The following is a 25,563-nucleotide window of genomic DNA, read 5'->3' on the forward strand; positions in this document are numbered from 1 at the left end:
TGGCTTTCGACAAATCAATCGCCCTTTGCCATTCATAGCACGGGCTTAACTGTTCCAGCCGTTTATTTGCATTCCATGGCAGGCGCAACCGGCGTTTGCGATCACCCCCAGCGCGTCCATCACCTGCCCCAACAAGAAGCACATACAATGAAATATAGCCTATTGCATAATGTTGAGCCCTGGCATAGATAGGATGACATCAACCAATCCATCCAGTGGAAAGCCCTCCATGTCCGAAGCCGACGCAACCGTGGGATCAGCCTGGCGATTTGACAGGCCGGAGGACAATCCGCCGAGCCTGCGCGAGGTGAATTCCACGATCGCGGTGCCGCAGACCGGCGTCTGGTTCCGCCGCCTGTTCGCCTTCATGGGACCGGGCTACATGGTTTCGGTCGGCTATATGGATCCGGGCAACTGGGCGACCGACCTCGCCGGCGGCGCGCAGTTCGGCTACACGCTTTTGTTCATCATCATGCTGTCCAACCTGATGGCGATCCTGCTGCAGGCGCTTGCCGCCCGACTTGGCATCGCCACCGGCCGTGACCTCGCCCAGGCCTGCCGCGCCTACTATCCCCGCCCGGTCAGTTTCGTGCTGTGGATCGCCTGCGAGCTCGCCATCATCGCCTGCGACCTCGCCGAGGTCATTGGCACGGCGATTGCGCTGCAGCTTCTGTTCGGCATTCCGCTGATCGGCGGCGCCATGCTGACGGCGCTCGACGCCTTCATCGTGCTGTTGTTGATGAACAAGGGCTTCCGCTATCTCGAAGCTTTCGTCATCGCGCTTCTGATCATCATCTTCGGCTGTTTCGCCATCCAGATCTTTGCCGCGGCGCCGCCGGTCGGCTCGATCCTGCATTCGATGTTCGTGCCGTCGACGGAGATCATCACCAACCCGGCCATGCTCTACATCGCCATCGGCATCATCGGCGCCACCGTGATGCCGCACAATCTCTACCTGCACTCCTCGATCGTGCAGACACGCGCCTACGAGCGGACCGAAAAGGGCAAGCGCGACGCCATCAAATGGGCGACGACCGACTCCACCATCGCGCTCATCCTGGCGTTGTTCGTCAACGCTTCCATCCTGATCGTCTCGGCTGTCGCCTTCCACGGCACCGGCCACCAGGACGTCGCCGAGATCGGCCAGGCCTTCGAACTCCTGTCGCCACTGCTTGGCCTCGGCATCGCCTCGATCCTGTTTGCAGTGGCGTTGCTCGCCTCCGGCCTCAACTCGACCGTCACCGCAACACTTGCCGGCCAGATCGTCATGGAAGGCTTTCTGCGCCTGCGCATTCCGCAATGGGCACGCCGGCTGCTGACGCGCGGCATCGCCATCGTCCCGGTGGTGATCGTCACCGCGCTCTATGGCGAAAAGGGCACCGGCCAGTTGCTGGTCTTCAGCCAGGTGATCCTGTCGATGCAGTTGCCCTTCGCGGTCATCCCGCTGGTGCAGTTCGTCTCCGACAAGAAGAAGATGGGCAACCTTGCCATTCCGCGCGGCGTCGCCGCGCTTGCCTGGGTGGTCGCGGCGATCATCCTGGTGCTCAACTTCAAGCTGCTCTACGACACCATCTTCGGCGTCGGTTGATTTTTCTGCTTCTTCCGAGCGAGACAAACCGGCGCTTCGCGCTATTTTGTAGCGCATCATGACAAGTGTCGAAGACGCAAGAAAATTCTATGCGCAGCTGATGGCGGCCAGTGCCGGCTCGGCCGATCCGCGCCTCGAAGAGGCTTTCGCCGCAGTGCCGCGCGAGGCCTTTCTTGGTCCCGGCCCGTGGACGGTGGTCGCCGGCCGGGCGCTCATCACCGGCAACGGCAAGATCATGACGCCGAGCGCCGATCCGGTTCACATCTATCAGGATGTGCTGGTGGCGCTCGATGCCGACAAAGGCATCAACAATGGCGAACCCTCCCTGCACGCCATGTGGATCGGCAGGATCGCCCCCAGACCGGGCGAGGCCGTCACCCATGTCGGCGCCGGCACCGGCTACTACACCGCCTTGCTGGCCCGGCTGGTTTCGCCTGGCGCGGTCACCGCCTTCGAACTGGAGGCCGACCTTGCCGCCAAAGCGACAAAGAACCTCGAAACCTATGACAATGTCATCGTCATTCACGGTGATGCCGTCACGAGCGATCTGCCGCCATCCGACATCATCTATGTCAACGCTGGCGTCGTCGCCCCACCGGTTAGATGGCTACGGGCGCTGAAGTCTGGCGGCCGTATGATCTTTCCCTGGCGCCCGGCCCAGAGCGTCGGCCTTGCGGTGATGGTGACCCGCACCGACAAGGGCTTTACCTGCGACCCGTTCATGCGCTCATGGTTCATCCCCTGCGTAGGCGCCTCGGTCGCCGGCTCAGCGGCTAAAATCCCCGACCTCCAGCAAGCGGCGCGAAGCCGCTCCATCTGGCTGACATCAGACAGGGCGCCGGACCGGACCGCCACTGCTGTCATCGGCGACGTCTGGTTTTCGTCGCAGGCGCTTGGCGGCAGGCGACAGCGGCAATAGGTATCGTTTTTTGCCGTTACCTGTCGGATGGCCGCTGACTTGTGCGTCCTTGGATCGAAGTCCGGCCCTGACGGCGCGGACCAAAGAGAAGGAAAAATCCAATGCGAAAGATCATCGCCGCCACCTTCGTCACCCTGGACGGCGTCATGCAAGCACCAGGTGGTCCCGAGGAAGATCCGGTCGGCGGCTTCGAGTTCGGCGGCTGGACCTTCCATTATTTTGACGAAGTGGCGGGTGTGGCGATGGATGAACTGTTCTCCAAACCTTTCGCCCTGCTGCTCGGCCGCAGAACCTACGACATCTTCGCGGCATACTGGCCTTACCAGAAAGATCCGATCGGAGATGCCTTCAATCCTGCGACCAAATATGTGGCGACGAATCGGCCTGACACACTCACCTGGGAGAACACGCAATGGCTTGGCGACGATATCGTCGCGGCGTTGCGCCGCCTCAAAAAGGAGGATGGACCTGACCTGCTCATCCAGGGTTCGGGCGAGCTTATCCAGACCTTGCTCGCCAACGGGCTGATCGACGAGATCCGGCTGATGATCTTCCCGCTGCTGCTGGGCAAGGGCAAGCGGCTGTTCGATGGTGGCGCGATGCCGGCCGCCTTCAAGCTCGTCAAGTCGCAGGCCACGACCACTGGCGTCATCATGGCGACCTACGAACGATCAGGCGAGGTCAAGGTTGGGTCGTTTGTCACGCAGGAGCCGTCCGACGCCGAGCTCGAGCGACGTAGGAACTGGAAGTAAGATCACCGATCATAGCGCCAAGCTGGAACACCCCTCATCCGACCTCGCTTCGCGAGGCCACCTTCTCCCACAGGGGGAGAAGGGGGAGCCTGGCGTATACGGCTCTGCCTATCTCCAGCATTTGCAATTAGTGGTAACCTGCGTGCGCCTTGCCTTCTCCCCTTGTGGGAGAAGGTGGATCGGCGCGTAGCGCCGAGACGGATGAGGGGTGCTCCAGCGAAGTGCGACGCCTAAGCCGCCACCGCCCGCCGCGCCAGTCCATCCCTGATATACCGCGCAAACTCCTGCGCCGCCGGGGCCGCGCCAAATCTCGGCAGATGCAAATTGATAGAGAAATTCGGCAGCGGCGGCAGGCCGGCATCGACAGGCAGGATGTCGAGGTCGGCCGGCACGGTGGAGGCGAGCCAGGTGGTGACGGCGAGGTCGGAGCGCACCGTGGCCGTCGTGGCATCGATGTTGCCGTTCTCGAACACGGTGCGCCATTCCAGCCCGTGTTCGTTGAGTGCGGCCAGCACCACCGGGCGGAAGGCGCAGGTGTCGGCGACGATCGACACCGGCAGCGGCCGTTTGGCGCGGGCAACGCCGCCCTTGGCCCCGACCCAGACCAGCCGGTCGATGGCAAGGCACTCGCCGGCCGTCGGGCCAACCCGTTCCTCAATGACGGCAAGATCGATCGTGCCGGCCGCAAGGGCAGCGGTAAGGTCCGGCGAGGCAGCGCAGAGCAGCGATATCTCGACCCGTGGATAGGCTTCCGAATAGGCCTTCAGCACCGGCGCCAGCAAGGTGCCGACGAGGTCGTAGGGCACGCCGAGCCGCACCTGGCCGGCAACCTCCGTGCCCGCCATCTCGGCCCAGATCTCGTCATTGAGGCCGAGCAGCCGCTTTGCCTTGCCGAACAGCCGCTCGCCAGGCCGCGTCAGCCGCAAGCCGCGCCGGTCGCGCTCGAACAGGCTGCAGCCGAGCGCCTCTTCAAGCCGCTTGACCTGCTGGCTGACGGCGCCTTGTGTCAGATGCAGCGCATTCGCCGCCGCCGTCATGCTGGCCTTGTCGGCGACGGTGACGAAGGTGCGGATCAGCGCCGTGTCGAGGTTTCGGATCATGGCTTGCATTATATCTGCTAATGCCAACCATCGCAAACATTGCATTTACTGAAGGTGGTACGCGGCTACGATGGGCAGCCCACCGAGGAAGCCCGTATGTTCGAGCCCATCATTCCCCTTGTCGTTTTCGCAATCATCGCAACCGGCACGCCTGGCATTGCGACCACGCTGTCGACGGCCTCCGGCGCGCAATTCGGCTTCCGTCGTTCCGTCCCGCTTATGACGGGCAGCGCCACCGGTCTTGCCACAGTAACGGGAGCCGCGGCCGCCGGGCTCGCCGGACTGCTGCTCGCCGTGCCATCGCTACAGCTGGCGATGAAACTTGTCGGCTCGCTCTATCTCGTCTGGCTGGCGATCAAGATCGGCCGCGCCGGGCCGCCCAATCTCGATGTCACGATGGCCAAGCCCACCAGTTTCCTCAGCGGCGCCGGCATCCAATGGTTGAACCCAAAGGGCTGGGCGATGGGTCTGGGCGCCGCGGCTTCGTTCGCAGCACTTGCCGACGGACCGGGACAACTCGCACTGCTGCTCGGCTCGACCTTTGGCCTGGCGGCCGCGGTGATGTTGTCCATCTGGTGCGTGGCCGGCATGGTGCTGGCACGGCTGCTCAGGACCGAATGGCAATGGCGCGCGCTCAACATCGTGCTGGCGCTGGTGCTGGCGGCGTCGATCATTCCGATGTGGCGGGGGGCTTAGACGCTCCAGTTCCTCGCCCCCACGAATGTGGGGGAGAGGTGGCTCGGCGAAGCCGAGACGGAGAGGGGGACTGGCGCGACGACGGCGGCCAGGCTCCCGCAAGACATCCGCCCTACGAAGGCCCCTCTCCGGCCGCTTCGCGGCCACCTCTCCCCCGCTTTGCGGGGCGAGGAACCCAAGTCCTGTCAGCTCAAGCCGCGTAGCGGGCAGCCGGCTTGTCGGCGTGCAGGCTGCCGTAGAAGGCCTGCCTTGCGCCAAGGAAGGTGTCGAGCTTCTCCGCATCGGCAAGCGCTGGCACGGTGACGGCTTCGCCCCGGGACAGACCAACGAGCGCGGCATCGACCATGTCGTCGGCGCTCATGATGATTTCCTTCGGCAGCTGGTCGATATCGCTGCCGGCAAGCTCCCAGAAATCGGTGCGGGTCGCACCCGGCAGCACTGCCTGCACCTTCACATTGGTGCCGGCAACTTCGCGGTGCAGCCCCTCGGTGAAGTTGACGACATAGGCCTTGGTGCCGCTGTAGATGCCGCCGAACGAGGTCTCATAGGCGAGCACCGAGGCGATGTTGATGATGGCGCCGCGGTTGCGCGCCAAAAGCCCCGGCAGCACAGCGCGGGTCAGGCGGGTCAAGGCAATGACGTTGACCTTGATCATGCGCTCGGCCTCGTCGGCGTCGGCGGTTGCCACCACGGCCTGGCCGCCGATGCCGGCATTGTTGACCAGCAGCGTCACGCTGTCGTCGGCTGCGATCGCCTGCTCGACGCGGCGCACATCATTGTCGTCGGCGAGATCGGCGGCAATCACGCTGACCTTGCGCTGGTAGGCATAACGAAGCTTTTCAGCCAGTTCCTCGAGCCGGTCGGCGCGCCGCGCCACCAGCACCAGATCGTAGCCCTGCCCTGCCAGCCGGTCGGCATAGACCGCGCCGATTCCCGCCGATGCGCCGGTGATGACTGCCGTGCCCTTGTTGTCCTGTCCACTCATTGTCCTGTTCCTTTTGGTGCTGCCCGGCGAGACGGAAATCTCTCATCCCGCCGCCTGATTTCCGATTAGTGGCATATACCACTATCGGGGAAATAGGCATATGCCACTATCTTGTCAACGGAGGCGACAGAAACTATTTCTGCGGCAGGCCGGCAGACGCTTTTGTCGGCGAGGAGCCGTGATGACCAAGACTGCGATGCCGGGATTCAGCCCTTGCAACAACGCCACGCTGCGGCGCGCGGCGCGCAAGCTCAGCCGCTTCTATGACGATGTGATCGCGCCTTCGGGCCTGAAGGGCACGCAATACGGCCTGCTCTACCAGATCTATGTCGGCAGCGAGCCGGCGATGGGCACCATTGCAGAAGAGATGGTCATGGATCTGTCGGCGCTCGGCCACACGCTGAAGCCGCTGATCCGCGACGGCTATATCGAGACCTTCGCCGACAAGGACGATCGCCGCATCAAGCGTGTGCGGTTGACAAGCCAGGGCCTCGCCAAGCTCGAAGAGGCGACGAAATTGTGGAGCCTTGCCCAGCAGCGTTTTGAGGACATGGTCGGCAAGGACCGGGCGGCAGAGCTGCGCGCCATGCTGGATGAAGTCGCGGCGCTGGATTACGAAATGCCGGCGGCCGCCCTTCAGGACTGAAAGAGCGGCCGCCAGTAAGGTTCTACAAGCAGGTTACTCCGCCGGCACGGCGACCGGGCGGGCCGCCCAGCGGCCAGCCAGCACCACGCCAAGCCCGATCAGCGGGAAGATTGCGGCGATGAGGCCGAGATCGGCCGGCACGCCGTAGCGCAGCACGGCACCGCCGACCACCGCGCCCAACGCAACGCCGAGATAGAGCGCCGAGGCGTTGAGCGACAGCACGATGGGTGCTGCGTCGGGCGCCAGCTTGATGATGCGGCTGGCCTGCGCCGGCGGGAACGCCCAGCCGACCATGCCCCACGGCACCATCATGGCCATCAGCACCGGCCCGGCGATGTGCTGCGGCAGGAAGGTCGGGATGACCGAGAGCATGACCAGCATCGCCGCACTCAGCGCCAGCGACCAGCCGACGGTGCGCGTCGCACCGAACCGGTCGGCAGCCTGACCGCCGGCAATGTTGCCGATGACGGCGCCGACACCGAAGGCGAGTAGCATGCCGGGCAGCGCCAGCGGGCTCAAACCGCCGCTCTGGATGGCCAGCGGTGCGATGTAGGAAAAGACCGAGAAGGCGCCGATCAGGGCCAGAGCCGTCGTCAGAAGGATCGGCATGACGCCGGGGCGCAGCGCCGCGGCCAGCCGGCGCCGCAGCGGCAGCCTGGTGCCGACGATGCCGTGCGGCAGCCGGTACCACAGGATTGCGCCAACCAGCGCGCCGAGCCCGGCAATGGCAAAGAAGGTACCGCGCCAGCCGGCAATCGTGGCGACCAGCGCACCGAGCGGCGCGCCGAGCGCAACCGCCACGGTGGTGCCGCCGACAACGACGGCAATGGCGCGCGCCCGGTGATGGTCATCGACCAGCGCCACCGCCGTGCCCTGCGCGGTCGCCGCAAACAGGCCCGACGACAGCGCCATGATGATACGGGCTATGAGCAGCAGTTCGAAGGAGGAGCTTAGTGCTGCCACCAGATTGCCGATGACAAAGAACACCAGCGTCCACAGGATGACGCGGCGCCGGTCCCATTCGCCGGTCAGCGTCGCCAGGATCGGCGTGCCGATCGCATAGGCGAGCGCGAAGGCGGTGATCAGCGTGCCGGCGAGCGGAATGGAGATGCCGGCGTCGCCGGCGATATCGGGCAAAAGGCTGGAAATGACGAAGCCTTCGGTCGAGATCGTGAACGATCCGAGCGCAAGCCAGAAGAGGCGCTTGTCCATTGGGGGTGTCCTTAGTTCAAAAGTTATTGAACAATTGGACATAACAGGGCATGATGTCAATGAAGCCAGGCGAAAATAGCTGAAGCCTGCTGACAGCCCTGTGTCAGGACAGCCATTGGGCCAATCGCGAAACGGAGAAACAGTGTGTACGGGCACCGAAAGAGCCACGCGTTGAAATCGCCACCGACTGTGCTTAGTTTCGGGCCATGACCTTGCCGCACCCCAACACAGACCAGATCAGCCTGCCGATCGTGCTCGCCGTGCTTGGCGACCCGACCCGGCTCGCCATTGTGCGCTATCTCGCCAGCAAGGAAGGCCTGGCGCTGAACTGCAGCCAGTTCCTCGACTTCGGCTCGAAGACCAACCTCAGCTATCACCTCGCCAAATTGCGCGAAGCCGGCGTCACACGCGCCGAAGTGGTCGGCACCAATCGGATGATTACGCTGCGCCGCACCGATCTCGACGCCCGCTTCCCCGGCCTGCTCGACAGCGTCATTGCCGCGGCCGGAGACGATCCCGCCCTGCCCGCGGTTGGCGGTCACGACATCGAACTGCCGGCCTAACCGGTTCCGAAGTCAAGTTCCTAGCGCTGCCAAAAACCGATATGCGGCGCGAGAAGTTCCTCGTCCATCTCGGGGAAGGGCCCGTGGACCTCGACCGGCTTCTGCCCGGAGGCGAGGACCGTGCGCGACGAGAGGTTCATCGTAGGATTCGCGGCGTGGTCGCCAGTCAGCGCGAGAAGCTTGGTCTCCTCGTAGCCATAAACCAGCCGGCCGATATTGGCCCAGTAGAGCGTTCCGGTGCACATCGCACAGGGCTCGCCGGTTGTGACCAGCGTGCACGACCAGAGGAATTCCGGCGGATAGGCGTCCGCGGCACGCCGGGAGAGCTCTGTTTCGGCGTGGCGCACGGTGTTGATGTTGCCTTGCCGCATCAGGATGCGATCGTCGGGGCCGACGAGCACACAGCCGAAAGGATGATGCCCGTGCGCGGCAGTCTCGCGCGCGACGTCATTGGCGGCGCGCAGGTGGGCAACCATCTGGTCGCGGGTCATCGCCTGGTCCCTCCAAGGCTGTCTTGAGCAGATCTTCCCCCAGATGAACTCTGGAACGGCGTGGACGCTAGCAGATGGAGTGCTTCCACAAAAGCCACGGGTCGTGGCTGCCGGCTGTCCCGAACAATCTCAAGGGCTTGATACCGAAGGCAGGGGCTTGATAACGAAGACTGCCGCAAAGCCTCTAACGCGGCTGCACCAGGGAGCCCGCCGCATGCGCATTGCCGTTCTCGCCGACATCCATGGCAATGTGCTGGCACTGGATGCCGTGCTCGCCGATCTCGAGCGGCGCGGCGGCGCCGATCTCACCATCAATCTCGGCGATTGCGTCTCCGGGCCGCTGTGGCCGCGTGAGACGTTTGAGCGGCTCGAAGCGCTCGACCTGCCGACCGTGCGCGGCAACCATGACCGACGCGTCGCCGTCGATCCGGCCGACGACACGATGTGGGCTTCCGACCGCTATGCACAGGAGCGGCTGACATCAGCGCAGCGCGAGGCGCTGTTCGCTTTGCCTTTCATGCTGGAGATCATTCCCGGCGTGGTCGCTTTCCATGCCCGGCCCGACCATGACGAGAACTATCTGCTCGATGCGATCGTCGGTGGCCAATTGGTGCGGGCGCCGCTTGCGGCTATTCAGCGACGGCTGGAGCCGCTCGACCCCACCTGCCGCATCGTGCTGTGCGGACACAGCCACCGCCCGGAGCTGATCCGCATTCCCGGCGGCCCCGTCCTATTCAACCCCGGCAGTGTCGGCGCCCCCGCCTATGACGACGACACCCCGCCGGCGCATGTTTCGGAGCAAGGCAGCCCGCATGCGCGCTACGGCTTCGTTACGCTTGGCGACGGACCGGACCGTTTCGAGACCATCGCCGTCGACTACGACCACGAAGCGGCGGCCAGGCAGGCCGAACAGGCGGGACGGCCGGAATGGGCGCATGCGCTGAGAACCGGCTTCATGCCGAAATCCTCCTGGCAAGGCTCCGTGTGACCGCGCAGCTGTGCCCTGCCTCCGCCTCCAGGCACCAAAGATCGGACGCATTTTCGGACTTACATGGCGCCGTATCGTCCCTTATAAACCGCCCTCGGCATGCAGCAGACATGTCGCGGCAAAGGTACAGAGTATCCGTGCACGGCCAATGATGAGGCGCATCGTTACGCTCCGAACAAGTTTGCATGCGCTGATTGCCGCTCCGCTGCTGACGGTGGCGTGGCCGGCAGTTGTCCCGGCCCATGCCGAAGAGGCGCCCTTCATCTCCATCGTCACCGGCCTTGCCCCCGACGACCTGCTCAACATCCGCGCCAAGCCATCGCCGATCGGCAAGACCGAGGCGCGGGTGGCTGCTGGCGCGAGCGTGCGCAACCTCGGCTGCAACGACATTGACGGACATCCCTGGTGCAAGGTTGTTTCAGACAATCCCAGCGCCACCGGCTGGGCGCCGGCGCGCTATCTCGTTCCGGTCAATCCGGCGACCGTGCCTGAATCCGACCAGCCGGCGGATGCGCCCACTGTCGCCACGGCCACCGATGCCAACCCGGACGCCACGACGCCTTCCCCACCGCCCGCACCTGCGCCGCCGCCTGACCTGACGCAGCGTCTCGGCGGCACGGATCCAGGCGCGCCAAAGTCCGCCGCCGAGATCGGCCAGACCGCGATGGACGATGCCTATGGCATGGCGTTCGCGGCGATCGAGCCCTCCCCTGCTCCGCCCGCGCCCGGCATCCCCTGCGCGCGCCATGTCGGCGAGCCGATGACCCAGTGCCAGATAAGCGTCGCCCATACCGGCGGCGACAGCGCCGTGACCGTGACCTGGCCGGACGGCGGCGCGCGCATCATCAGCTTCCATGGCGGCTTGCCAGCCAGCTCCGACTCTGCTGACGAACTCCGCTTCACCCGCGAAGGCAGCTTGAACATGATCCGCATCGGCATCTCCGAGCGCTTCGAGATCACCGATACGCTGGCGCTCGGGGATTAGGTGTTAGGCAGTAGGGAATAGGCAGTAGGCACTTCAACTTCGCCTAATCCCTACTGCCCAATCCCGACTGCCTTCCTTGCATTTTCGGGGTTACATCTCCCAAAACTCTTCCCTATAAGGCCCTCCTAGCCTGATACCAGAATCGCAAGCACAACCGGCCGGGTCTTCCCGTCCCGGTTTTTCGTGCAAGCCGCTCGCCGAACGGAACTCATAACGATGCCAAGACGCACCGACATCAAGTCGATCCTGATCATCGGGGCCGGCCCCATCGTCATCGGCCAGGCCTGCGAGTTCGACTATTCAGGCACCCAGGCCTGCAAGGCGCTCAAGGAGGAAGGCTTCAGGGTCATCCTGGTCAATTCCAACCCGGCCACCATCATGACCGACCCGGAATTGGCCGACGCCACCTATATCGAACCGATCACGCCGGAAGTGGTCGCCAAGATCATCGCCAAGGAGCGCCCCGACGCGCTGCTGCCGACCATGGGCGGCCAGACCGCACTCAACACCGCTCTGTCGCTGCGCCGCATGGGCGTGCTCGAACGCTACAATGTCGAGATGATCGGCGCCGACGCCACGGCAATCGACAAGGCCGAGGACCGAGCGCTGTTTCGCGAGGCGATGAAGAAGATCGGCCTGGAAACGCCAAAGTCGATGCTGGCCAACGCCACCGACGTCAAGAACACCGACCGCAAGATGCATGAGGCCGAGCGCGCCGCGCTCAAGGCCGAGGCGCCTGCCGATCTCGATGCCGCGCTCGACGCGCTGGAAACCCGCTGGAACCTCGGCGAAGGCGACCGCAAGCAGCGCTATATCAGCCACGGCATGGCGATCGCCGCCCAGGCGCTCGACCATGTCGGCCTGCCCGCCATCATCCGCCCGTCCTTCACCATGGGCGGCACCGGCGGCGGCATCGCCTACAACCGCGCTGAATTCTACGACATCGTCCAGTCCGGCCTCGACGCCTCGCCGACCACCGAAGTGCTGATCGAGGAGAGCGTGCTCGGCTGGAAGGAGTACGAGATGGAGGTTGTCCGCGACAAGGCGGACAATTGCATCATCGTCTGCTCGATCGAGAACATCGACCCGATGGGCGTGCATACCGGCGACTCCATCACCGTCGCCCCTGCCCTGACCTTGACCGACAAAGAATACCAGATGATGCGCAACGCCTCGATCGCGGTGCTGCGCGAGATCGGCGTCGAGACCGGCGGCTCCAACGTGCAGTTCGCCGTCAACCCGGCTGACGGCCGCCTCGTCGTCATCGAGATGAACCCACGCGTCTCGCGCTCGTCCGCCCTGGCCTCCAAAGCGACCGGCTTCCCCATCGCCAAGATCGCGGCCAAGCTCGCCGTCGGCTACACGCTGGACGAGCTGGAGAACGACATCACCGGCGGCGCGACGCCCGCCTCGTTCGAGCCGTCGATCGACTACGTCGTCACCAAGATCCCGCGCTTTGCCTTCGAGAAATTCCCCGGCGCTGAACCAGTGCTGACCACCGCCATGAAGTCAGTCGGCGAAGTGATGGCCATCGGTCGCACTTTCCAGGAGTCTTTGCAGAAGGCGCTGCGTGGTCTTGAGACTGGCCTGACCGGTCTCGACGAGATCGAAATCCCCGGCCTTGGTCATGGCACCGCGCCCGCCAGCCACGTCGACGACCGCAACGCCATCCGCGCTGCGCTCGGCACCCCGACCCCCGACCGGCTGCGCATGGTGGCGCAGGCGATCCGCATGGGCACCTCGCTCGAAGACGTGCACGCCATGTGCAAGATCGACCCGTGGTTCCTCGAACAGATCGCCGGCATTCTCGCCATGGAAGCCCGCATCCGCGAGCACGGCATTCCGCAAGACGCCGTCAATCTGCGCATGCTGAAGGCCATGGGCTTCTCCGACGCCCGCCTCGCGTCGCTGACGAAGACCGACACCGAAGTGATTCAGAAGATTCGTGAAAAGCTCGACGTTCATCCGGTTTATAAGCGCATCGACACCTGCGCTGCCGAGTTCGCCTCGCCGACCGCCTATATGTATTCGACCTACGAAGTGCCCTTCGCCGGCGCGCTCGCCAACGAGGCGCAGGTCTCATCGCGCAAGAAGGTTGTCATCCTCGGCGGCGGTCCCAACCGCATCGGCCAGGGCATCGAGTTCGACTATTGCTGCTGCCATGCCGCCTTCGCGCTGCGCGACGCCGGCTACGAAGCGATCATGATCAACTGCAACCCTGAGACCGTGTCGACCGACTACGACACCTCCGACCGGCTTTACTTCGAGCCGCTCACGGCGGAGGACGTGCTGGAGATCCTGCGCGCCGAACAGGCCTCGGGCGAACTGGTCGGCGTCATCGTCCAGTTCGGCGGCCAGACGCCGCTGAAGCTCGCCGATGCGCTGGAGAAGGCCGGCATCCCGATCCTCGGCACGTCACCCGACATGATCGATCTCGCCGAAGACCGCGACCGCTTCCAGAAGCTGCTGCACAAGCTCAACCTGACCCAGCCGAAGAACGGCATTGCCTATTCGGTCGAGCAGGCCCGCCTCGTCGCTGGCGAGCTCGGCTTCCCGCTGGTGGTGCGCCCGTCCTATGTGCTCGGCGGCCGCGCCATGCAGATCATCCATGACGAGGGCATGCTACAGTCCTATTTGCTCGACACCGTTCCCGGCCTGGTGCCGGAGGACATCAAGCAGAAATACCCCAACGACAAGACCGGCCAGATCAACACGCTGCTGGGCAAGAACCCGCTTTTGTTCGACACCTATCTCTCGGGTGCCATCGAGGTCGATGTCGACTGCCTCTGCGACGGCACGGCGACCTTCGTCTCAGGCATTCTGGAACACATCGAAGAGGCCGGCATCCATTCGGGCGACAGCGCCTGCTCGCTCCCTGTTCACTCGCTGCCTTCGGACCTCGTCGACGAGCTGGAGCGCCAGACGGCGGCTCTCGCCCGTGCGCTCAATGTCGGCGGGTTGATGAACGTGCAATATGCGATCAAGGACGGCACGGTCTATGTGCTGGAGGTCAACCCGCGCGCGTCCCGCACCGTGCCCTTCGTCGCCAAGACCATCGGCCGTCCCATCGCCAAGATCGCCGCCCGCATCATGGCCGGCGAAAAGCTGGAAGACGCCTTCGCCCACTACGGCGCCATGCCCGACCCCCGCAATCCCGGCCACATCGCGGTCAAGGAAGCTGTCTTCCCCTTCGCCCGCTTCCCCGGCGTCGACATATTGCTCGGCCCGGAAATGCGCTCGACCGGCGAGGTCATGGGCCTCGACCGCGATTTTGCGCTCGCCTTCGCCAAGAGCCAGTTAGGGGCCGGTGTCGACCTGCCACGCTCCGGCACGCTGTTCGTCTCGGTGCGCGACGAGGACAAGGCCGGCATTCTGCCGGCGGTGAAACGCCTTGCCGGCCAGGGCTTCAAAGTGCTCGCGACATCCGGCACCCAGCGCTTCCTCGCCGAAAACGGCGTCGACGCCCAGAAGATCAACAAGGTGCTCGAGGGACGCCCCCACATCGAAGACGCCATCCGCAACCGCCAGGTGCAGATCGTCTTCAACACCACGGACGGCCAGAAGGCGGTGTCGGACTCCAAGTCGCTGCGCCGCGCGACGCTGATGCAGAAGGTGCCGTATTACACGACGCTGTCGGGTGCTGCGGCGGTCGCCGAGGCGATTGCGGCGCTGAAGGCAGGGAGCCTCGAGGTCAGGCCGCTGCAGGAGTATTTTGCCTGAGGTGATTGGCTCCCTTGTCCCTGTTCTACGGGGAGAAGATGCTGGCAGGCAGATGAGGGGCAGCGATGCACCTGATATGTAGCTTTGCCGTAACCTGCTGGCATCCGTCAATTTGGAAGTTTCAATTTCCCTTGCTTCCAGAGGACCCGCAGTCGGTTTCTAATGTTCATAGCAACCTGACCAGCATTCAATTGATCGTATCTGGAACGAGTATCCATCAGTCCGTTGAGGCGAGCGATCTCATGAAGCGCTTCAATATCTGCCACGCCCTCAGATTGTTTGTAGTGAGGAGCAATCGTCGCTTCCCATTGACGATTCTCTGGTCGCTTTGACCATGCATCGCGTTGATCGGTTGTAATATCCATTGCCTACCCTCCCTATCGTTGGCTCAGATTAGGTTGAACAACAAGCTCTCGTCTGGCGCCATATGACCATCTCATATCGATTGGTCTCGATCCTCCTCCAAAAATTTAGCGTAGATGCCAGTCCCAAAACCTGGCTTACCATCCTTTGACTCAAGGGATTTCGACAAAAGAGCACAGACATGCTGCAGACAAATTATCGGGATTCTTGAAGTGTCATTCTCATCTCGCCAAATATGTGTTCCTCCATATATTGGGCGAACATCTTCTTTATCATCATAACAATATTCGATCGAGCCTCTATTCACTCCAAGTATCGGAAGAGTCCAAACTACCGCCACATCAATTTCTCTTGGGTTCTTCTTCTTACTTTCGAAATCGTCAATCAGAGAGGAGAATGCGTATTTGAATTCGAGTACCTTCCCAATACCGTCGACGGTATTTTCTGCATCTCTTCGTGAAAGGGGATCACTATAAAGATCAGTACCCTCGCCGTGATTGATGTCCAGCAAGCCATCGTATCGCGCCGACCCAGATAGCGCCCTAACCCGATAGCCTTTTAAAAACTGCTTAGCTATCATGGCGCCGAACAAATATATCACATCGTTTTCACTGTCAGGATCCACCTCTAGCGGAGATGGCGATTCAGCAAGTTTGAACAGGTGCCGTACAATGGACTGCTTAGACCGGGTCTCAACACTCGATAGCCATGCGGACAGGTCTGTCGCAATGTCTGGGCGGTCTTTTATCCGCATAGCCCATCGAAACTCACCTACGACAGTCATCATGCGAACTCCAATCTTTCTAACTACTTCAGCTACCGCTTCATTAGCCGGTATCTTTCTGCCGACATCGAGCTCCAATCTAGAGAACCCGATAACACAATGAGCCTGACGCCCTAGACCTTGATTGGACGTGAGGTCAAAATCCAGGGAACGTCCTTGTGGAACGCCATCCACTGAGAGCTTAATGCCATATCGGATAGGCGCGGCGCGGCAACCACTTCGATTATTTATTTCCTTCAGAACATCCGTCGAATAGGCAAAGAATATTTCGACAAAATCAAGGTGGTCTTCTATAAATTCCACCTCTTCGTCGGTAAAATCGATCTTCGGTTCGATGCTCAAAATTTGATCTTTTGTGAAAAATTCTCTTACGGCCTGATACTTTCGATTGTGGCGGGTTTTCGAATGATCCGGGGTATTTTCTATATCCTTGATTGAATGCGCGACCTTCAGAACTTTATGCGGAAACGGATATCCCAACTTCTTCTCTTGCGGACTCCACTCCCCCATCCGCCAAGTTGAGGATTGAACATCTCCATCTCCCCGATCCAGCACAAACTCAACTTCGATCTCGATCCCACCAACGGTTTGGGTACGCCCCAGAGAGGTACGGCAGCAAAGGAAGAAGGCCCAATGCTCAATTTCTAGATTTGCGTCATCCTCTTTCCGAACAACATAAGTTAGACTTGAAGGTTTCCATGCCGTGTCAAAATAGTAGACGACGGCAGTGCCATGTTCAGCTGAATTACGGTCGATGACAGCCTGAGGGGCGTCGAAACTTCCATTCACTATGGGCAACGGAGACGTGTCATTTAGGACCCACTGAAGCGAGCCTACAATACCAGCCGAGCTCACGATCCCCGTTGGATCTACGGTGCGGAAGCTTATTCGATTGGACGCAGCGAAGAAAAAGGATGCCCCAACTCCCTTGTAACCAACGGTCTTGCCCATCTTCTTCAAAGAAGAAAAGCCAGGAGCAGTGAATTTTGCTGCAGTCTCGGGACTCATCCCGATGCCATTGTCTTGGACGGCAAAATAGTGAGACTCGTTGCTTCTTCGGCCGAGAAATATCGTAAGCTTTGGAGATTTTCCTTGATAGAGGCCTGTATCAAAGGCAGTACGTATCGCGTCTAAGGCATTTTGAACTATTTCGGTGAAAACGTCAGCTTCGTCAGCGTACGAAGTAAGCAGGTTTCTAAGATCTCGTTTTTTAACAATCCTGTTCTCATCTGGGGTCATTTGAGAATTTAGACCAAAAACATCAAGATTCACTATCCACCCCCGTTTGCCTTACGGCTCCACATCTTCCCCAATCGACCATAGCGAGAGCGTCTGGCGATCGCAACGTCGGTGACAACCAACGAAGGGGTTTAGGCCACCCTTCACTCCACCGCCACACACTCAATCTCGATATCAAACTCCATCGGCCATGACGCCACGGGGACAAAACTGCGCGCCGGCGGATTGACGCTGAAGTACTTCGCATAGACCCGGTTGATGGCGTTGTAGAAGCCGGAATTGACGGCGTAGATACGCACCATCACCACGTTTTCCAGCGAGGTGCCGGCCGCTTCCAGGCAATGTTTCAGCGCCTTCAGCGACGCCTCTGTCTGGGTCTCGATGTCGCCGCGCACCATCTCGCCGGTCACCATGTCCACCGGCGGCGTCGCCGAGATGAACACGAAGCCGTTGGCCCTTACCGCCGTCGAGCACGGTAGCCCGAGCGCCCGCACCTTGGCCGACATGACGGGCACTTCGATGACTTCTTTCTTCACTGTGATCTCCCTTTGTTTGCAGGGAGCTTATCCCGGCGCGGGCGGAACGCCAGCGCCGAGCCATGGTCCAGAGCTCACCCCACCGCCACACACTCGATCTCGATATCGAACTCCATCGGCCATGACGCCACCGGCACGAAGGTCCGCGAGGGCGGGTTCTCTGGGAAGTGCCTGGCGTAGACGCGGTTGATGGCGTTGTAGAAGCCGGCATTGGCGGCGTAGATGCGCACCATCAGCACGTTTTCCAGCGAGCTTCCCGCTGCTTCCAGGCAGTGTTTCAGCGCCTTTAGCGATGCCTCCGTCTGCACCTCGATGTCGCCCTTGACCAGTTTGCCGGTCAAGAGATCGAGCGGCGGCGTGCCGGAGACGAAGACCAGCCCCGCCCCTTTGGTCACCAGCGACAGCGGCACGCCAAGCGCCCGCACTGCAGCCGACAGCACCGGCACTTCGATGATTTCCTTGGGCATGATGGATCTCCTTTGGTTGGGAGCGAGCCTATCGCGGCGGCGGAGGAACGCCAGCGGCGTTCTTCCCTTCTCCCTTGTGGGAGAAGGTGGATCGGCGCGATAGCGCCGAGACGGATGAGGGGTGTTCCAGGAAACACCAACGCCTCACTCCGCTGGAACACCCCTCATCCGTCGCCTTCGGCGACACCTTCTCCCACAAGGGGAGAAGGAAAGGCCGGCGCCTCGCTCACCCCTGCCCTGGATACGGCATGCCGTCCTTGTGCAGGAACCGCCCATCCGAACTCGGGCTCATCATGTCGATGTCAGAGCAGGTGATGACATCGTCGGGGTTCCGCGAGCCGACTTCGAGATAGCGCGCGGTCGTCGAGGAGCGGTTGATCATGTGATGGCCGTTGCCGCTGTTCTTGGCGAAGGTCGCGCAGTCGCCTGCCTTGAGCAGCGTCTCGCCGCCATCCTCGACCAGCACCAGTTCGCCTTCCAGCACATAGACGAGCTCGTCCTCATGGCTGTGCCAGTGGCGCTGGCTCGACCATCCACCGGGCGGGAGTGTCATCAGGTTGACGCCGAAATCGCCGAGGCCGCCCGCATCGCCCAGGCGCTGGCGCGTGCGGTTGGCGCATGGGGCGTCGAAGGGCGCGGGGTAGCCCGAGCCTTTGCGCACGGGCACGGTAGACAGGTCGATCTTGGGCATGGCTGCCTCCAAAGTTCTGCATCGCATTGTAAATTATAGCTGCCGCCGAAGCGCGCTTTACCTTCTCCCCCTGTGAGAGAAGGTGGCCTCGCGAAGCGAGGTCGGATGAGGGGTGTTCCAGCTTGGCGATACGCCCGTGTTACAACCGCCTCATCCGCACAGAGAAGGCGACAATCGCCACCGTCTCATTCCTTCCAGCACCCCTCATCCGTCTCGGCGCTGCGCGCCGATCCACCTTCTCCCACAAGGGGAGAAGGTGAAGCCGCCACCCTCAATGACAACACCCATATTGCAGCTGCTCGTGCCAATCCGGCCGCCCTTCCGGCGTGAAATCCATCAAATTCCACAGGATCTCGCAGGGACCGAGGGCGCGGGGGTCCTGGCCGGGATCCGTTGGCGCGAAGCCGAGCTCGGACGACCAGAAATGCCTGATGCCGTCTCCATCGCGGTGAAACACCGACATCAGCGGCAGCTGCGCACCGTCATCGGCCTCGGCGTGGTAGTCGCGCTTGAAGGTATTGCCGGCGGACGAAACGAACCGGATGTTCCTCCAGCCGCGGTCGCGGCCGAGCGCAACCATGTTTTCCAGCGCGGTCTTGGCCACCACGGCGAAATTGAAGCCTGCGCCTTCGAGATGGCCGATGGCGCCGTCGAGCTGGTCGAGCAGCGCCGTGCAGGACGGGCAAGGCTGGTCCTTCCTTGCCAGCTTCGCGGTTTCGCCGCTTGCCGCCACATCACGCGTTTCCTGCGGATGGCGCGGAAACATCATGTTGTAGAGGAGAAGCGAATCCTTGCCCGGTTCAAACAACTCCGACAGTTTTATCCGCGCCGGCCTGCCGTCCGCATCCAGCCCATCGAAGACATAATCCTGCGGAACCAGCCCGCCCGGCGGCAAAGCGCGCCTGGCGACAGCCACGGCCTCCATGGCGCGGCGCAATTCTAGTTCCTTCTGCAGGAGTTTTTCGCGGGCGGTGCGATATCTGGCGGATTCGTTGGGGAAGGTGATCATGATCGTCTCCTTGGCGTCGCGCGGCGTCCCGGCGCGGATTGCTCTACGGCCCAAGGACGTTTCACTGCGATCGGCTCCGACATTTTTGATCCGGGAAACGAGCCCGCCTTGCCGTATTCTTTCGGTCAGCTAGATCTCTGGGGATCAGGGGAGCACACATGCACGAGCAGAACGCCGAAGAGATCGACCTGCGTTGCCCGCAGATCGTCGCCGACAACGCAGCCAGGGGTCTCAGGCTGCGCAAGCAGTTCGGCCGCGGCGGCACCGAGATCGGCGTGGCCCGTGCCACCGAATTGAAGAACCGCGAAAAACTGGCGCCCTCCACCATCCGCCGCATGGTCAGCTATTTCGCCCGCCACGAGGTCGACAAGCGCGGCAAGAACTATGGCAATGAAGACAATCCGTCGGCCGGCCATATCGCCTGGCTGTTGTGGGGCGGCGACGAGGGCCGCGCCTGGGCGCTCGATCTCAAAAAGAAGATCGGCAATGCGCCTGATATCTAAGGGGCGCCTGATATTTGAAGGCTGGCTGTAAACGACTGGCGGGCCCCAAACCCCCGCCTGGGACCCGCCAAGGAGTGGCTGAACACATGCCGGTGCAGCCCCTCCACATCAGCCAGTCGTCGATCCGCCATCGGTCGAAAGGCATGGATGGTGAAGTAGCATCCGGTTGCAGCGGCCTATGTGAAGCAGTTCACAAACCGAAGGATTTCAACAGCCGCTTTTAGCCTTCCCAAGGGACTTGAATCATTCCCAGCCGCTCGTAGAGCCTGAGCGCGGCGGCGTTCTCGACCGTGTTGGTCTTCAGGTCGACATGGGCAGCGCCTCGATCGCGAAAGGCGTTGAAGGCCTGCCACATCAGCGCTTCGCCAATGCCTTTGCCGCGCGCCTCGGGGTGAACGGCGAGGTCCTTCACGAAGGCCCTTGTCCAGCACAGTGCCGCCGCCGCCAGCCTTCCCTTGGCGTCGATGACCAGGAAACACAGCGCCGGGTCGAATTCGGCATCACTGGATATACGCGGCCACCATTCGTCGAACGGGCCATCGGTGCCGTCGTCGAACACCTCGGTCAGCAGCGCATACAAGGGTTGCGCGTCACCATGTTCGAAGCGGCGCATGGCAAAGCCGTCCGGCCAGTGCGGTGCAACGAGTGTCTCGTCGAGGATCTTGCGCAGCCGGATGTCGTTTGGAGCCGGCGGGCGCGGTTCAGGCATGACACTCAGGCGTCGGGCTGCAGCCGGCGGCGCTTGCGGTCGACGCCGAGGCCGGTGGCCTCGAGCAGGCCCTTGCGCTTGGCGTCGAAATAATAACCGGTCTGGTAGAGCCAGTCGGCCTTCCTGGCGTTGCCGTCGGCACACAGCCAGGCGCCGCGCAGATATTTGACCGCGTATTTCAGATTGGTCTCGGCATCGAACAGGCCCTTGGCCGGCCCGACATAGCCCATGCCGCGCGCCGTCGCGTGCTTGATCTGCATCAGGCCCCAATGGCCGTTATTGTAGGCCTTGGGATTGTAGGTGCTTTCGCGGTTGACGACATGGCGCACCAGATCCACCGGCACCTCGTAGAGTGCGGCATATTTCTGGATCAGCTGGTCGATGTCGCCGCGAGCACCGGTGGCATGCTGTTCTGCCGGCGCCGGGTTGAGCGGCGCGGTGGGGAACTGCACCAGGGCAGCCGGGTTCTGCGGCCCGACATAGGCCACCTGCTGCACGCCGGGCAAGGTTTTCTGGCCGCCTGCGGCAGTCGCCGGCATGACAAGCCCGGCGGTCGTGTATGTCTCAGCAGTGACTGGCTGCCCGGCTTTGGCAGGTGCCGGCGCCTGCCAGGCATTGGCGGTCATTGCGGCGGGCATGGCTGCCACCGCCGGCGTCGCGCCGGCAAAGGCGGCGGTCGCGGCAGCCGGTTGCGCGGCGGCATCGAGTGCCGGCGTGGCGGGTGTCGCTTCGGCTGCCTGGACGGGTGTAACCCCTGAGGATTCCGGCAGCACCGAAACCGTGTCGGGCAGCGGCACCGTGAAGCCGGCATCGCTGCCGGCGGCAGTCGCGGTTTCGGTCAGCGCAGGCGTAGCCTTCATCTGCGAAGTCGATTGGCAGCCGCTGAGTGCGGCGGCACCGACGATCACGCAGATCGCAATAAGGTTGAATTTTGCTGGCAAGCCGCGCGGGTCCGGTTTGTCGGGGTGTTAAGAATTTCCTTACACCAGCGATTCCTGGTGAGCAATCGCGGCCGTCAGGTGGTTTTCGGGTGGCGAGAGCTGGGCCCAGATGCCATATTGTTCTGCATATGTACCGGTCGGTATGCCGGTTTTCGCCACTTTGCGGAAAGGAGCGCATCATGGAAACGACATCTTCGATCACAGCCGGCCACGCAGTGTTAGAAACAGTGATCGGCTTCATGGGCATCGCCTGGAGCGAAAAGGGCCTGATCCGGCTCTGCCTGCCCGAAAAGAGCCGCGAAGTGGTGGAGCGTCGGCTGATGCGTCACGCCGGCGTCGCAGCCAATACGACCGCCAACATTGGGCAGCCGCAATGGGTCGTCGAACTGATCGCCTCGATCAAGGCTTATGCCGCAGGTGAAGACGTCGATTTCTCCGACGTGCCGGTCGATCTGGATGGCGTCGACGACTTCCGCCTCGCCATCTACGACGCGGCGCGAAAACTCGGCTATGGCGAAACAACCACTTATGGCGAACTGGCCAAGCGCGCCGGCCAACCAGGCCTGCCGCGCGAAACCGGGGCAGCGCTTGGCGCCAACCCGGTGCCGCTGGTCATCCCGTGCCATCGCATCCTGGCCGCGGGCGGCAAGATCGGCGGCTTCTCCGCGCCCGGCGGCTCGGCCACCAAGGAAAAGATGCTGGCCATGGAAGGCGTGCGCGTCGGCCCGCCACCCCCGGCGCAGGTCTCGTTCGGGTTCTGAAAAATCAGAACCCGAAGCGGTCTAATGACGGCGCAGGAAGCGCCGATGAAAATGGTCGTTCTCGATCCGCTTGCAGAGATAGACCGGGCAGGATCTCGTATCGGCGCTCGGCACATAGGCGCGCTTCCTGACCTCGCCGAAATTGCAGAACGCCTGGCTCTGCACATAGCGGTCGAAGAGCGGCAGGCCCGGCACCCGCGTCGACTGGTAGCGCAGAATCACCGCACCCTGGCGGGCGATTGTGCCTTGCACCCTGTCGCAGCTCATATGGGTGGGGTCGTAGCGCGAAATCGCATGCGCTTCGGCGGCCGCCAGCGTCAGGCAGGCGGCAAGCAGAATGGTTTTCACTATCGCTTTCATGGTCGTCTCCCAAAACCGGACTAACGCCGCGGAGCGTGCCGATCTTCCCGATTGCTCAACGCTTTCATGCGATTGGGGCGGCCTTTGGGCGGCGCCACGGCGGCGCCTTTTTTCGAGCCATCTTGTTTTTGGTGCAAAACCCGCCTATATCAGGTCCATTGATATTTCGGCCGATCGATCCGGGCCTCGCGATCTTCGCGTTTGCTGACGTCTATCTCCAAAATCTCGATACACACCGGCTGAACCTCGGTTCGGTCAAACCAAAGCAAATGCGAGGACTATTCATATGGCAACTGGTACGGTCAAGTGGTTCAATGCCACCAAGGGCTTCGGCTTCATTCAGCCTGATTCGGGCGGCGCGGACGTTTTCGTCCACATCTCCGCTGTCGAGCGCGCTGGGCTGTCGACCCTGGTCGAAGGCCAGAAAATCAACTTCGAGATCGAGCAGGACCGCCGCACTGGCAAGTCGTCCGCTGGTTCTCTGAGCAAGGCAGCCTGATTTAGCAAACAGCGCGCGCCGGACGAGAGTTCGGGGCGCGCGGCAAGTCACGGATGTACTGACAGTCGCGCGAGAAGCGCGCTGGAGTGGAGAGACCCGACCAGCTGGATCAGCAGATAGCTGCCAGCCCGGACTTAAAGCTCCCGATCAGGCTACCGAAAATGGGAAGGCGGGATTTATCCCGCCTTTTTGTTTGTCTGGGGTTCAGCTAGCGGCCGAAGGCCGCAAGCGCGACCGGGCGTCGCGCCCGTTGGCGCGCCCCGTCCGGAGCGAGCCGCGAAGCGGCGGCAAGCGTGAGGACAAAATTAACGCCGCAGATGCAGCGGCACCACCTTGTTGTCAGCGCCCAGCAGCGCCTCGATCGACAGCGGCTGCCGGTTGAAGAGCGTACCTGCGAGCGCCGGGCGCCCGAGGTGATACCCCTGCAGCAGGTCGACACCACCATCCAGCGCGACGCGCAGATGCACGGATTGCTCGATGCCTTCGACCAGCACCTTGGCGCCGCGATCGTGCAGCGACGAGACAAGCGGCCGGAAGAAGCGCTCGGCGGCAGTGTGGCGGCAGAATTCGGCGAACCAGCCGCCGTCGATCTTGACGATATCCGGTTGAAGCAGGTTCATCCGCTCCGCGGTCGAATGGCCGGTGCCGAAATCGTCGATGGCGATGCGAACGCCGTGGCGCCGCATCTCGCGCACCAGCGAGGCGAGCACATGATCGTCGGCGGCCTGCTCGGTGATTTCGCAGACAAGCATGCCGGTGTGCAGGTCGAGATCGCCGAGATGCCGGGTCATCAGCCGGATCTCGGCCAGCGCACGCCCGAGATGATCGTTGATCATCGGGTTGTAGTTGAAGAACAGGTCGAGCCCATCGATGCCGATGTTGCGGAAATTTCTCAGATGCAGCATCCGGCACATCGTTTCGACAAACAGCCGGTCGCCCGCCGCGACGCTGTCGAAGAACACGGCCGGCGCAACCGGCATGGCCGCGCGGTGCGGTTCGATCAGAGCCTCGACGGCGACCGCGGCCAGCGCTCCACCGCGTGGCGCAAAGATCGGCTGGTAGGCGCTCTTCAGCCGAAACGCGCCATGGACGCCATATTCGATGCCCACCTCGTCGGCAAAGATCGCTTCTGCGACGTCACGCCGCCGCTCGCGGTGCCCGGTCATGGCCCGATCCTGCGCCCGAACACCCTGCCCGGCCGCGCTGCAGCGGTCCGCCCGACAGGCGCCTTGACTGGCTCGGCCGCCGCGCCAGGTGCCTGTGCATCCTTGCCGAAAACGCGAAAGCTGGTCGGCGCCAGTTCCGGCTTCGCCAGCACGAAACCCTGTACCATCGAGGCGCCCGATTTCTCCGCCAGCTCAAGCTGCCAGCCCTCCTCGATGCCTTCGAACACGGTGCGGATGCCTTGCTTCTCGAAGTTCGTCACCATGGTGGTCAACAGGGCAAAGCCGGCGCCGGACTCCATCAGCTGCGTGATCCAGTAGGCATCGAATTTGACGATGTCCGGCTTGAGTTCCTTGATGCGGTTGATGTCGGATTCATCGGCGCCGTAATCGTCGACAGCGATGCGGAAGCCATTGGCCCGCAGCGCCTCGACGAAGCTGTAGAGCGTTTCCTGCGACGCCGACTTCTGCTCGGTCACCTCGCACACGATGCGGCGCGGATCGATCCCGGCCTCGTGCAGCACCAGGCGCATGTCGCGCAGCGCGTTGTCGGCGATGGAGCGCTCGGTGAACACCGACGGGTCGAAATTGATGAAGATCGCGGCCTCTTGCGGCAGGCAGGCGCCGGCGTTGAGCAAATGCAGCGTGCGCGTCAGCGCCTCGATATGCAGACGGTCGCCGGCTGGACAGGTCGAGAAGAAATTCATCGGCGATTGCGGCTCGCCGTCACGAAACGGCCGGATCAACCCTTCGAACGCCACCACCGACAATTTGCCCTCCTTGAAGGCGAAGATCGGCTGGAAGGCGCTCTGCAGCGTATAGATGCCCCAGACACCTGAAGAGGTGCCGTCATCGTTGCGGATAATGTGGGCAAGCCCGATGCTGCGCGACAA

General features: G+C 62.5%; 27 protein-coding genes. 12 read left to right on the top strand and 15 right to left on the bottom strand.

The window, feature by feature from the left end; genetic code table 11:
• Positions 1-229 precede the first annotated feature (229 nt).
• The 3 genes from AC1DYC_RS12425 (at position 230) to AC1DYC_RS12435 (ending at position 3,259) form a co-directional block, all read left to right on the top strand.
• Entirely contained in the window at positions 230-1,588 is a 1,359-nt protein-coding gene (locus AC1DYC_RS12425; RefSeq protein WP_477406661.1) for an Nramp family divalent metal transporter, read from the top strand.
• Positions 1,589-1,646: 58 nt separating this feature from the next.
• Positions 1,647-2,507 carry a protein-L-isoaspartate O-methyltransferase family protein gene (locus tag AC1DYC_RS12430; protein WP_477406663.1) on the top strand — a complete coding sequence of 287 codons (861 nt, stop codon included), beginning with the start codon at positions 1,647-1,649 and terminating at the stop codon, positions 2,505-2,507.
• Positions 2,508-2,608: 101 nt separating this feature from the next.
• Entirely contained in the window at positions 2,609-3,259 is a 651-nt protein-coding gene (locus tag AC1DYC_RS12435; RefSeq protein ID WP_477406665.1) for a dihydrofolate reductase family protein, read from the top strand.
• A gap of 230 nt (positions 3,260-3,489) precedes the next feature.
• On the opposite strand, the gene AC1DYC_RS12440 is transcribed toward AC1DYC_RS12435, so the two are convergent.
• Positions 3,490-4,368 (bottom strand): LysR family transcriptional regulator, encoded by an 879-nt coding sequence (locus tag AC1DYC_RS12440; RefSeq protein ID WP_477406667.1) that lies wholly within the window; start codon positions 4,366-4,368, stop codon positions 3,490-3,492.
• Between the two features lie 87 nt (positions 4,369-4,455).
• Here AC1DYC_RS12440 and AC1DYC_RS12445 point away from each other — a divergent pair, with 87 nt between their 5' ends.
• Positions 4,456-5,055 carry a LysE family translocator gene (locus tag AC1DYC_RS12445; protein ID WP_477406669.1) on the top strand — a complete coding sequence of 200 codons (600 nt, stop codon included), beginning with the start codon at positions 4,456-4,458 and terminating at the stop codon, positions 5,053-5,055.
• Positions 5,056-5,245: 190 nt separating this feature from the next.
• Here the strand turns inward: AC1DYC_RS12445 and AC1DYC_RS12450 are convergent, their stop codons facing one another.
• Positions 5,246-6,040 (bottom strand): SDR family NAD(P)-dependent oxidoreductase, encoded by a 795-nt coding sequence (locus AC1DYC_RS12450; protein WP_477406671.1) that lies wholly within the window; start codon positions 6,038-6,040, stop codon positions 5,246-5,248.
• Positions 6,041-6,221: 181 nt separating this feature from the next.
• Here AC1DYC_RS12450 and AC1DYC_RS12455 point away from each other — a divergent pair, with 181 nt between their 5' ends.
• Positions 6,222-6,686 carry a MarR family winged helix-turn-helix transcriptional regulator gene (locus AC1DYC_RS12455; RefSeq protein WP_477306152.1) on the top strand — a complete coding sequence of 155 codons (465 nt, stop codon included), beginning with the start codon at positions 6,222-6,224 and terminating at the stop codon, positions 6,684-6,686.
• Between the two features lie 33 nt (positions 6,687-6,719).
• Here AC1DYC_RS12455 and AC1DYC_RS12460 read toward each other — a convergent pair whose 3' ends face one another.
• A complete protein-coding gene (locus AC1DYC_RS12460; protein WP_477406673.1) occupies positions 6,720-7,898 on the bottom strand; it encodes an MFS transporter in 1,179 nt (392 codons plus the stop codon).
• 206 nt (positions 7,899-8,104) lie between these two features.
• Here AC1DYC_RS12460 and AC1DYC_RS12465 point away from each other — a divergent pair, with 206 nt between their 5' ends.
• Positions 8,105-8,461, top strand: coding sequence for an ArsR/SmtB family transcription factor (locus AC1DYC_RS12465; protein WP_477406675.1), 357 nt, complete (start codon positions 8,105-8,107; stop codon positions 8,459-8,461).
• A 20-nt stretch (positions 8,462-8,481) separates the two neighbouring features.
• Here AC1DYC_RS12465 and AC1DYC_RS12470 read toward each other — a convergent pair whose 3' ends face one another.
• Positions 8,482-8,952 carry a nucleoside deaminase gene (locus tag AC1DYC_RS12470; RefSeq protein WP_477406677.1) on the bottom strand — a complete coding sequence of 157 codons (471 nt, stop codon included), beginning with the start codon at positions 8,950-8,952 and terminating at the stop codon, positions 8,482-8,484.
• A gap of 214 nt (positions 8,953-9,166) precedes the next feature.
• Here AC1DYC_RS12470 and AC1DYC_RS12475 point away from each other — a divergent pair, with 214 nt between their 5' ends.
• The 3 genes from AC1DYC_RS12475 (at position 9,167) to carB (ending at position 14,645) form a co-directional block, all read left to right on the top strand.
• Positions 9,167-9,940, top strand: coding sequence for a metallophosphoesterase family protein (locus AC1DYC_RS12475; RefSeq protein WP_477406679.1), 774 nt, complete (start codon positions 9,167-9,169; stop codon positions 9,938-9,940).
• A gap of 148 nt (positions 9,941-10,088) precedes the next feature.
• A complete protein-coding gene (locus AC1DYC_RS12480; RefSeq protein ID WP_477406681.1) occupies positions 10,089-10,925 on the top strand; it encodes an SH3 domain-containing protein in 837 nt (278 codons plus the stop codon).
• Positions 10,926-11,141: 216 nt separating this feature from the next.
• Positions 11,142-14,645, top strand: a complete 3,504-nt coding sequence (carB, locus tag AC1DYC_RS12485; protein WP_477406683.1) for a carbamoyl-phosphate synthase large subunit — start codon at positions 11,142-11,144, stop codon at positions 14,643-14,645.
• Between the two features lie 107 nt (positions 14,646-14,752).
• Here carB and AC1DYC_RS12490 read toward each other — a convergent pair whose 3' ends face one another.
• From AC1DYC_RS12490 to AC1DYC_RS12515, 6 genes are all read right to left on the bottom strand, one after another.
• The gene (locus AC1DYC_RS12490; protein WP_477406685.1) at positions 14,753-15,010 is read right to left on the bottom strand and encodes a hypothetical protein; all 258 of its coding nucleotides are present in this window, start codon (positions 15,008-15,010) and stop codon (positions 14,753-14,755) included.
• Positions 15,011-15,081: 71 nt separating this feature from the next.
• On the bottom strand, positions 15,082-17,064 hold the full coding sequence (locus tag AC1DYC_RS12495) for a hypothetical protein (protein WP_477406687.1): 1,983 nt from the start codon (positions 17,062-17,064) through the stop codon (positions 15,082-15,084).
• 110 nt (positions 17,065-17,174) lie between these two features.
• A complete protein-coding gene (locus AC1DYC_RS12500) occupies positions 17,175-17,567 on the bottom strand; it encodes a RidA family protein (protein ID WP_477406689.1) in 393 nt (130 codons plus the stop codon).
• 74 nt (positions 17,568-17,641) lie between these two features.
• Entirely contained in the window at positions 17,642-18,034 is a 393-nt protein-coding gene (locus tag AC1DYC_RS12505; protein WP_477310107.1) for a RidA family protein, read from the bottom strand.
• 226 nt (positions 18,035-18,260) lie between these two features.
• Positions 18,261-18,725 (bottom strand): cupin domain-containing protein, encoded by a 465-nt coding sequence (locus AC1DYC_RS12510; RefSeq protein WP_477406691.1) that lies wholly within the window; start codon positions 18,723-18,725, stop codon positions 18,261-18,263.
• Positions 18,726-18,996: 271 nt separating this feature from the next.
• Positions 18,997-19,734, bottom strand: coding sequence for a DUF899 family protein (locus tag AC1DYC_RS12515; protein ID WP_477310130.1), 738 nt, complete (start codon positions 19,732-19,734; stop codon positions 18,997-18,999).
• Between the two features lie 158 nt (positions 19,735-19,892).
• Here AC1DYC_RS12515 and AC1DYC_RS12520 point away from each other — a divergent pair, with 158 nt between their 5' ends.
• Positions 19,893-20,237 carry a hypothetical protein gene (locus tag AC1DYC_RS12520; RefSeq protein WP_477310109.1) on the top strand — a complete coding sequence of 115 codons (345 nt, stop codon included), beginning with the start codon at positions 19,893-19,895 and terminating at the stop codon, positions 20,235-20,237.
• Positions 20,238-20,457: 220 nt separating this feature from the next.
• Here AC1DYC_RS12520 and AC1DYC_RS12525 read toward each other — a convergent pair whose 3' ends face one another.
• Both AC1DYC_RS12525 and AC1DYC_RS12530 read right to left on the bottom strand, forming a co-directional pair.
• Entirely contained in the window at positions 20,458-20,946 is a 489-nt protein-coding gene (locus AC1DYC_RS12525) for a GNAT family N-acetyltransferase (protein ID WP_477406693.1), read from the bottom strand.
• A gap of 5 nt (positions 20,947-20,951) precedes the next feature.
• Positions 20,952-21,887 (bottom strand): transglycosylase SLT domain-containing protein, encoded by a 936-nt coding sequence (locus AC1DYC_RS12530; RefSeq protein ID WP_477406695.1) that lies wholly within the window; start codon positions 21,885-21,887, stop codon positions 20,952-20,954.
• A 179-nt stretch (positions 21,888-22,066) separates the two neighbouring features.
• On the opposite strand from AC1DYC_RS12530, the gene AC1DYC_RS12535 reads away from it, so the two are divergent.
• On the top strand, positions 22,067-22,648 hold the full coding sequence (locus AC1DYC_RS12535) for a methylated-DNA--[protein]-cysteine S-methyltransferase (RefSeq protein WP_477406697.1): 582 nt from the start codon (positions 22,067-22,069) through the stop codon (positions 22,646-22,648).
• 21 nt (positions 22,649-22,669) lie between these two features.
• Here the strand turns inward: AC1DYC_RS12535 and AC1DYC_RS12540 are convergent, their stop codons facing one another.
• Positions 22,670-22,996 (bottom strand): hypothetical protein, encoded by a 327-nt coding sequence (locus AC1DYC_RS12540; protein WP_477408273.1) that lies wholly within the window; start codon positions 22,994-22,996, stop codon positions 22,670-22,672.
• 298 nt (positions 22,997-23,294) lie between these two features.
• On the opposite strand from AC1DYC_RS12540, the gene AC1DYC_RS12545 reads away from it, so the two are divergent.
• A complete protein-coding gene (locus tag AC1DYC_RS12545) occupies positions 23,295-23,507 on the top strand; it encodes a cold-shock protein (protein WP_015316174.1) in 213 nt (70 codons plus the stop codon).
• A 305-nt stretch (positions 23,508-23,812) separates the two neighbouring features.
• Here AC1DYC_RS12545 and AC1DYC_RS12550 read toward each other — a convergent pair whose 3' ends face one another.
• On the bottom strand, positions 23,813-24,673 hold the full coding sequence (locus AC1DYC_RS12550; RefSeq protein ID WP_477406699.1) for an EAL domain-containing protein: 861 nt from the start codon (positions 24,671-24,673) through the stop codon (positions 23,813-23,815).
• Complete coding sequence (locus AC1DYC_RS12555) at positions 24,670-25,563, bottom strand: EAL domain-containing protein (protein ID WP_477406701.1); 894 nt, start codon at positions 25,561-25,563, stop codon at positions 24,670-24,672. The genes AC1DYC_RS12550 and AC1DYC_RS12555 overlap by 4 nt, the downstream gene beginning before the upstream one ends.

The organism is Mesorhizobium sp. P2_E7, from assembly GCF_056403855.1.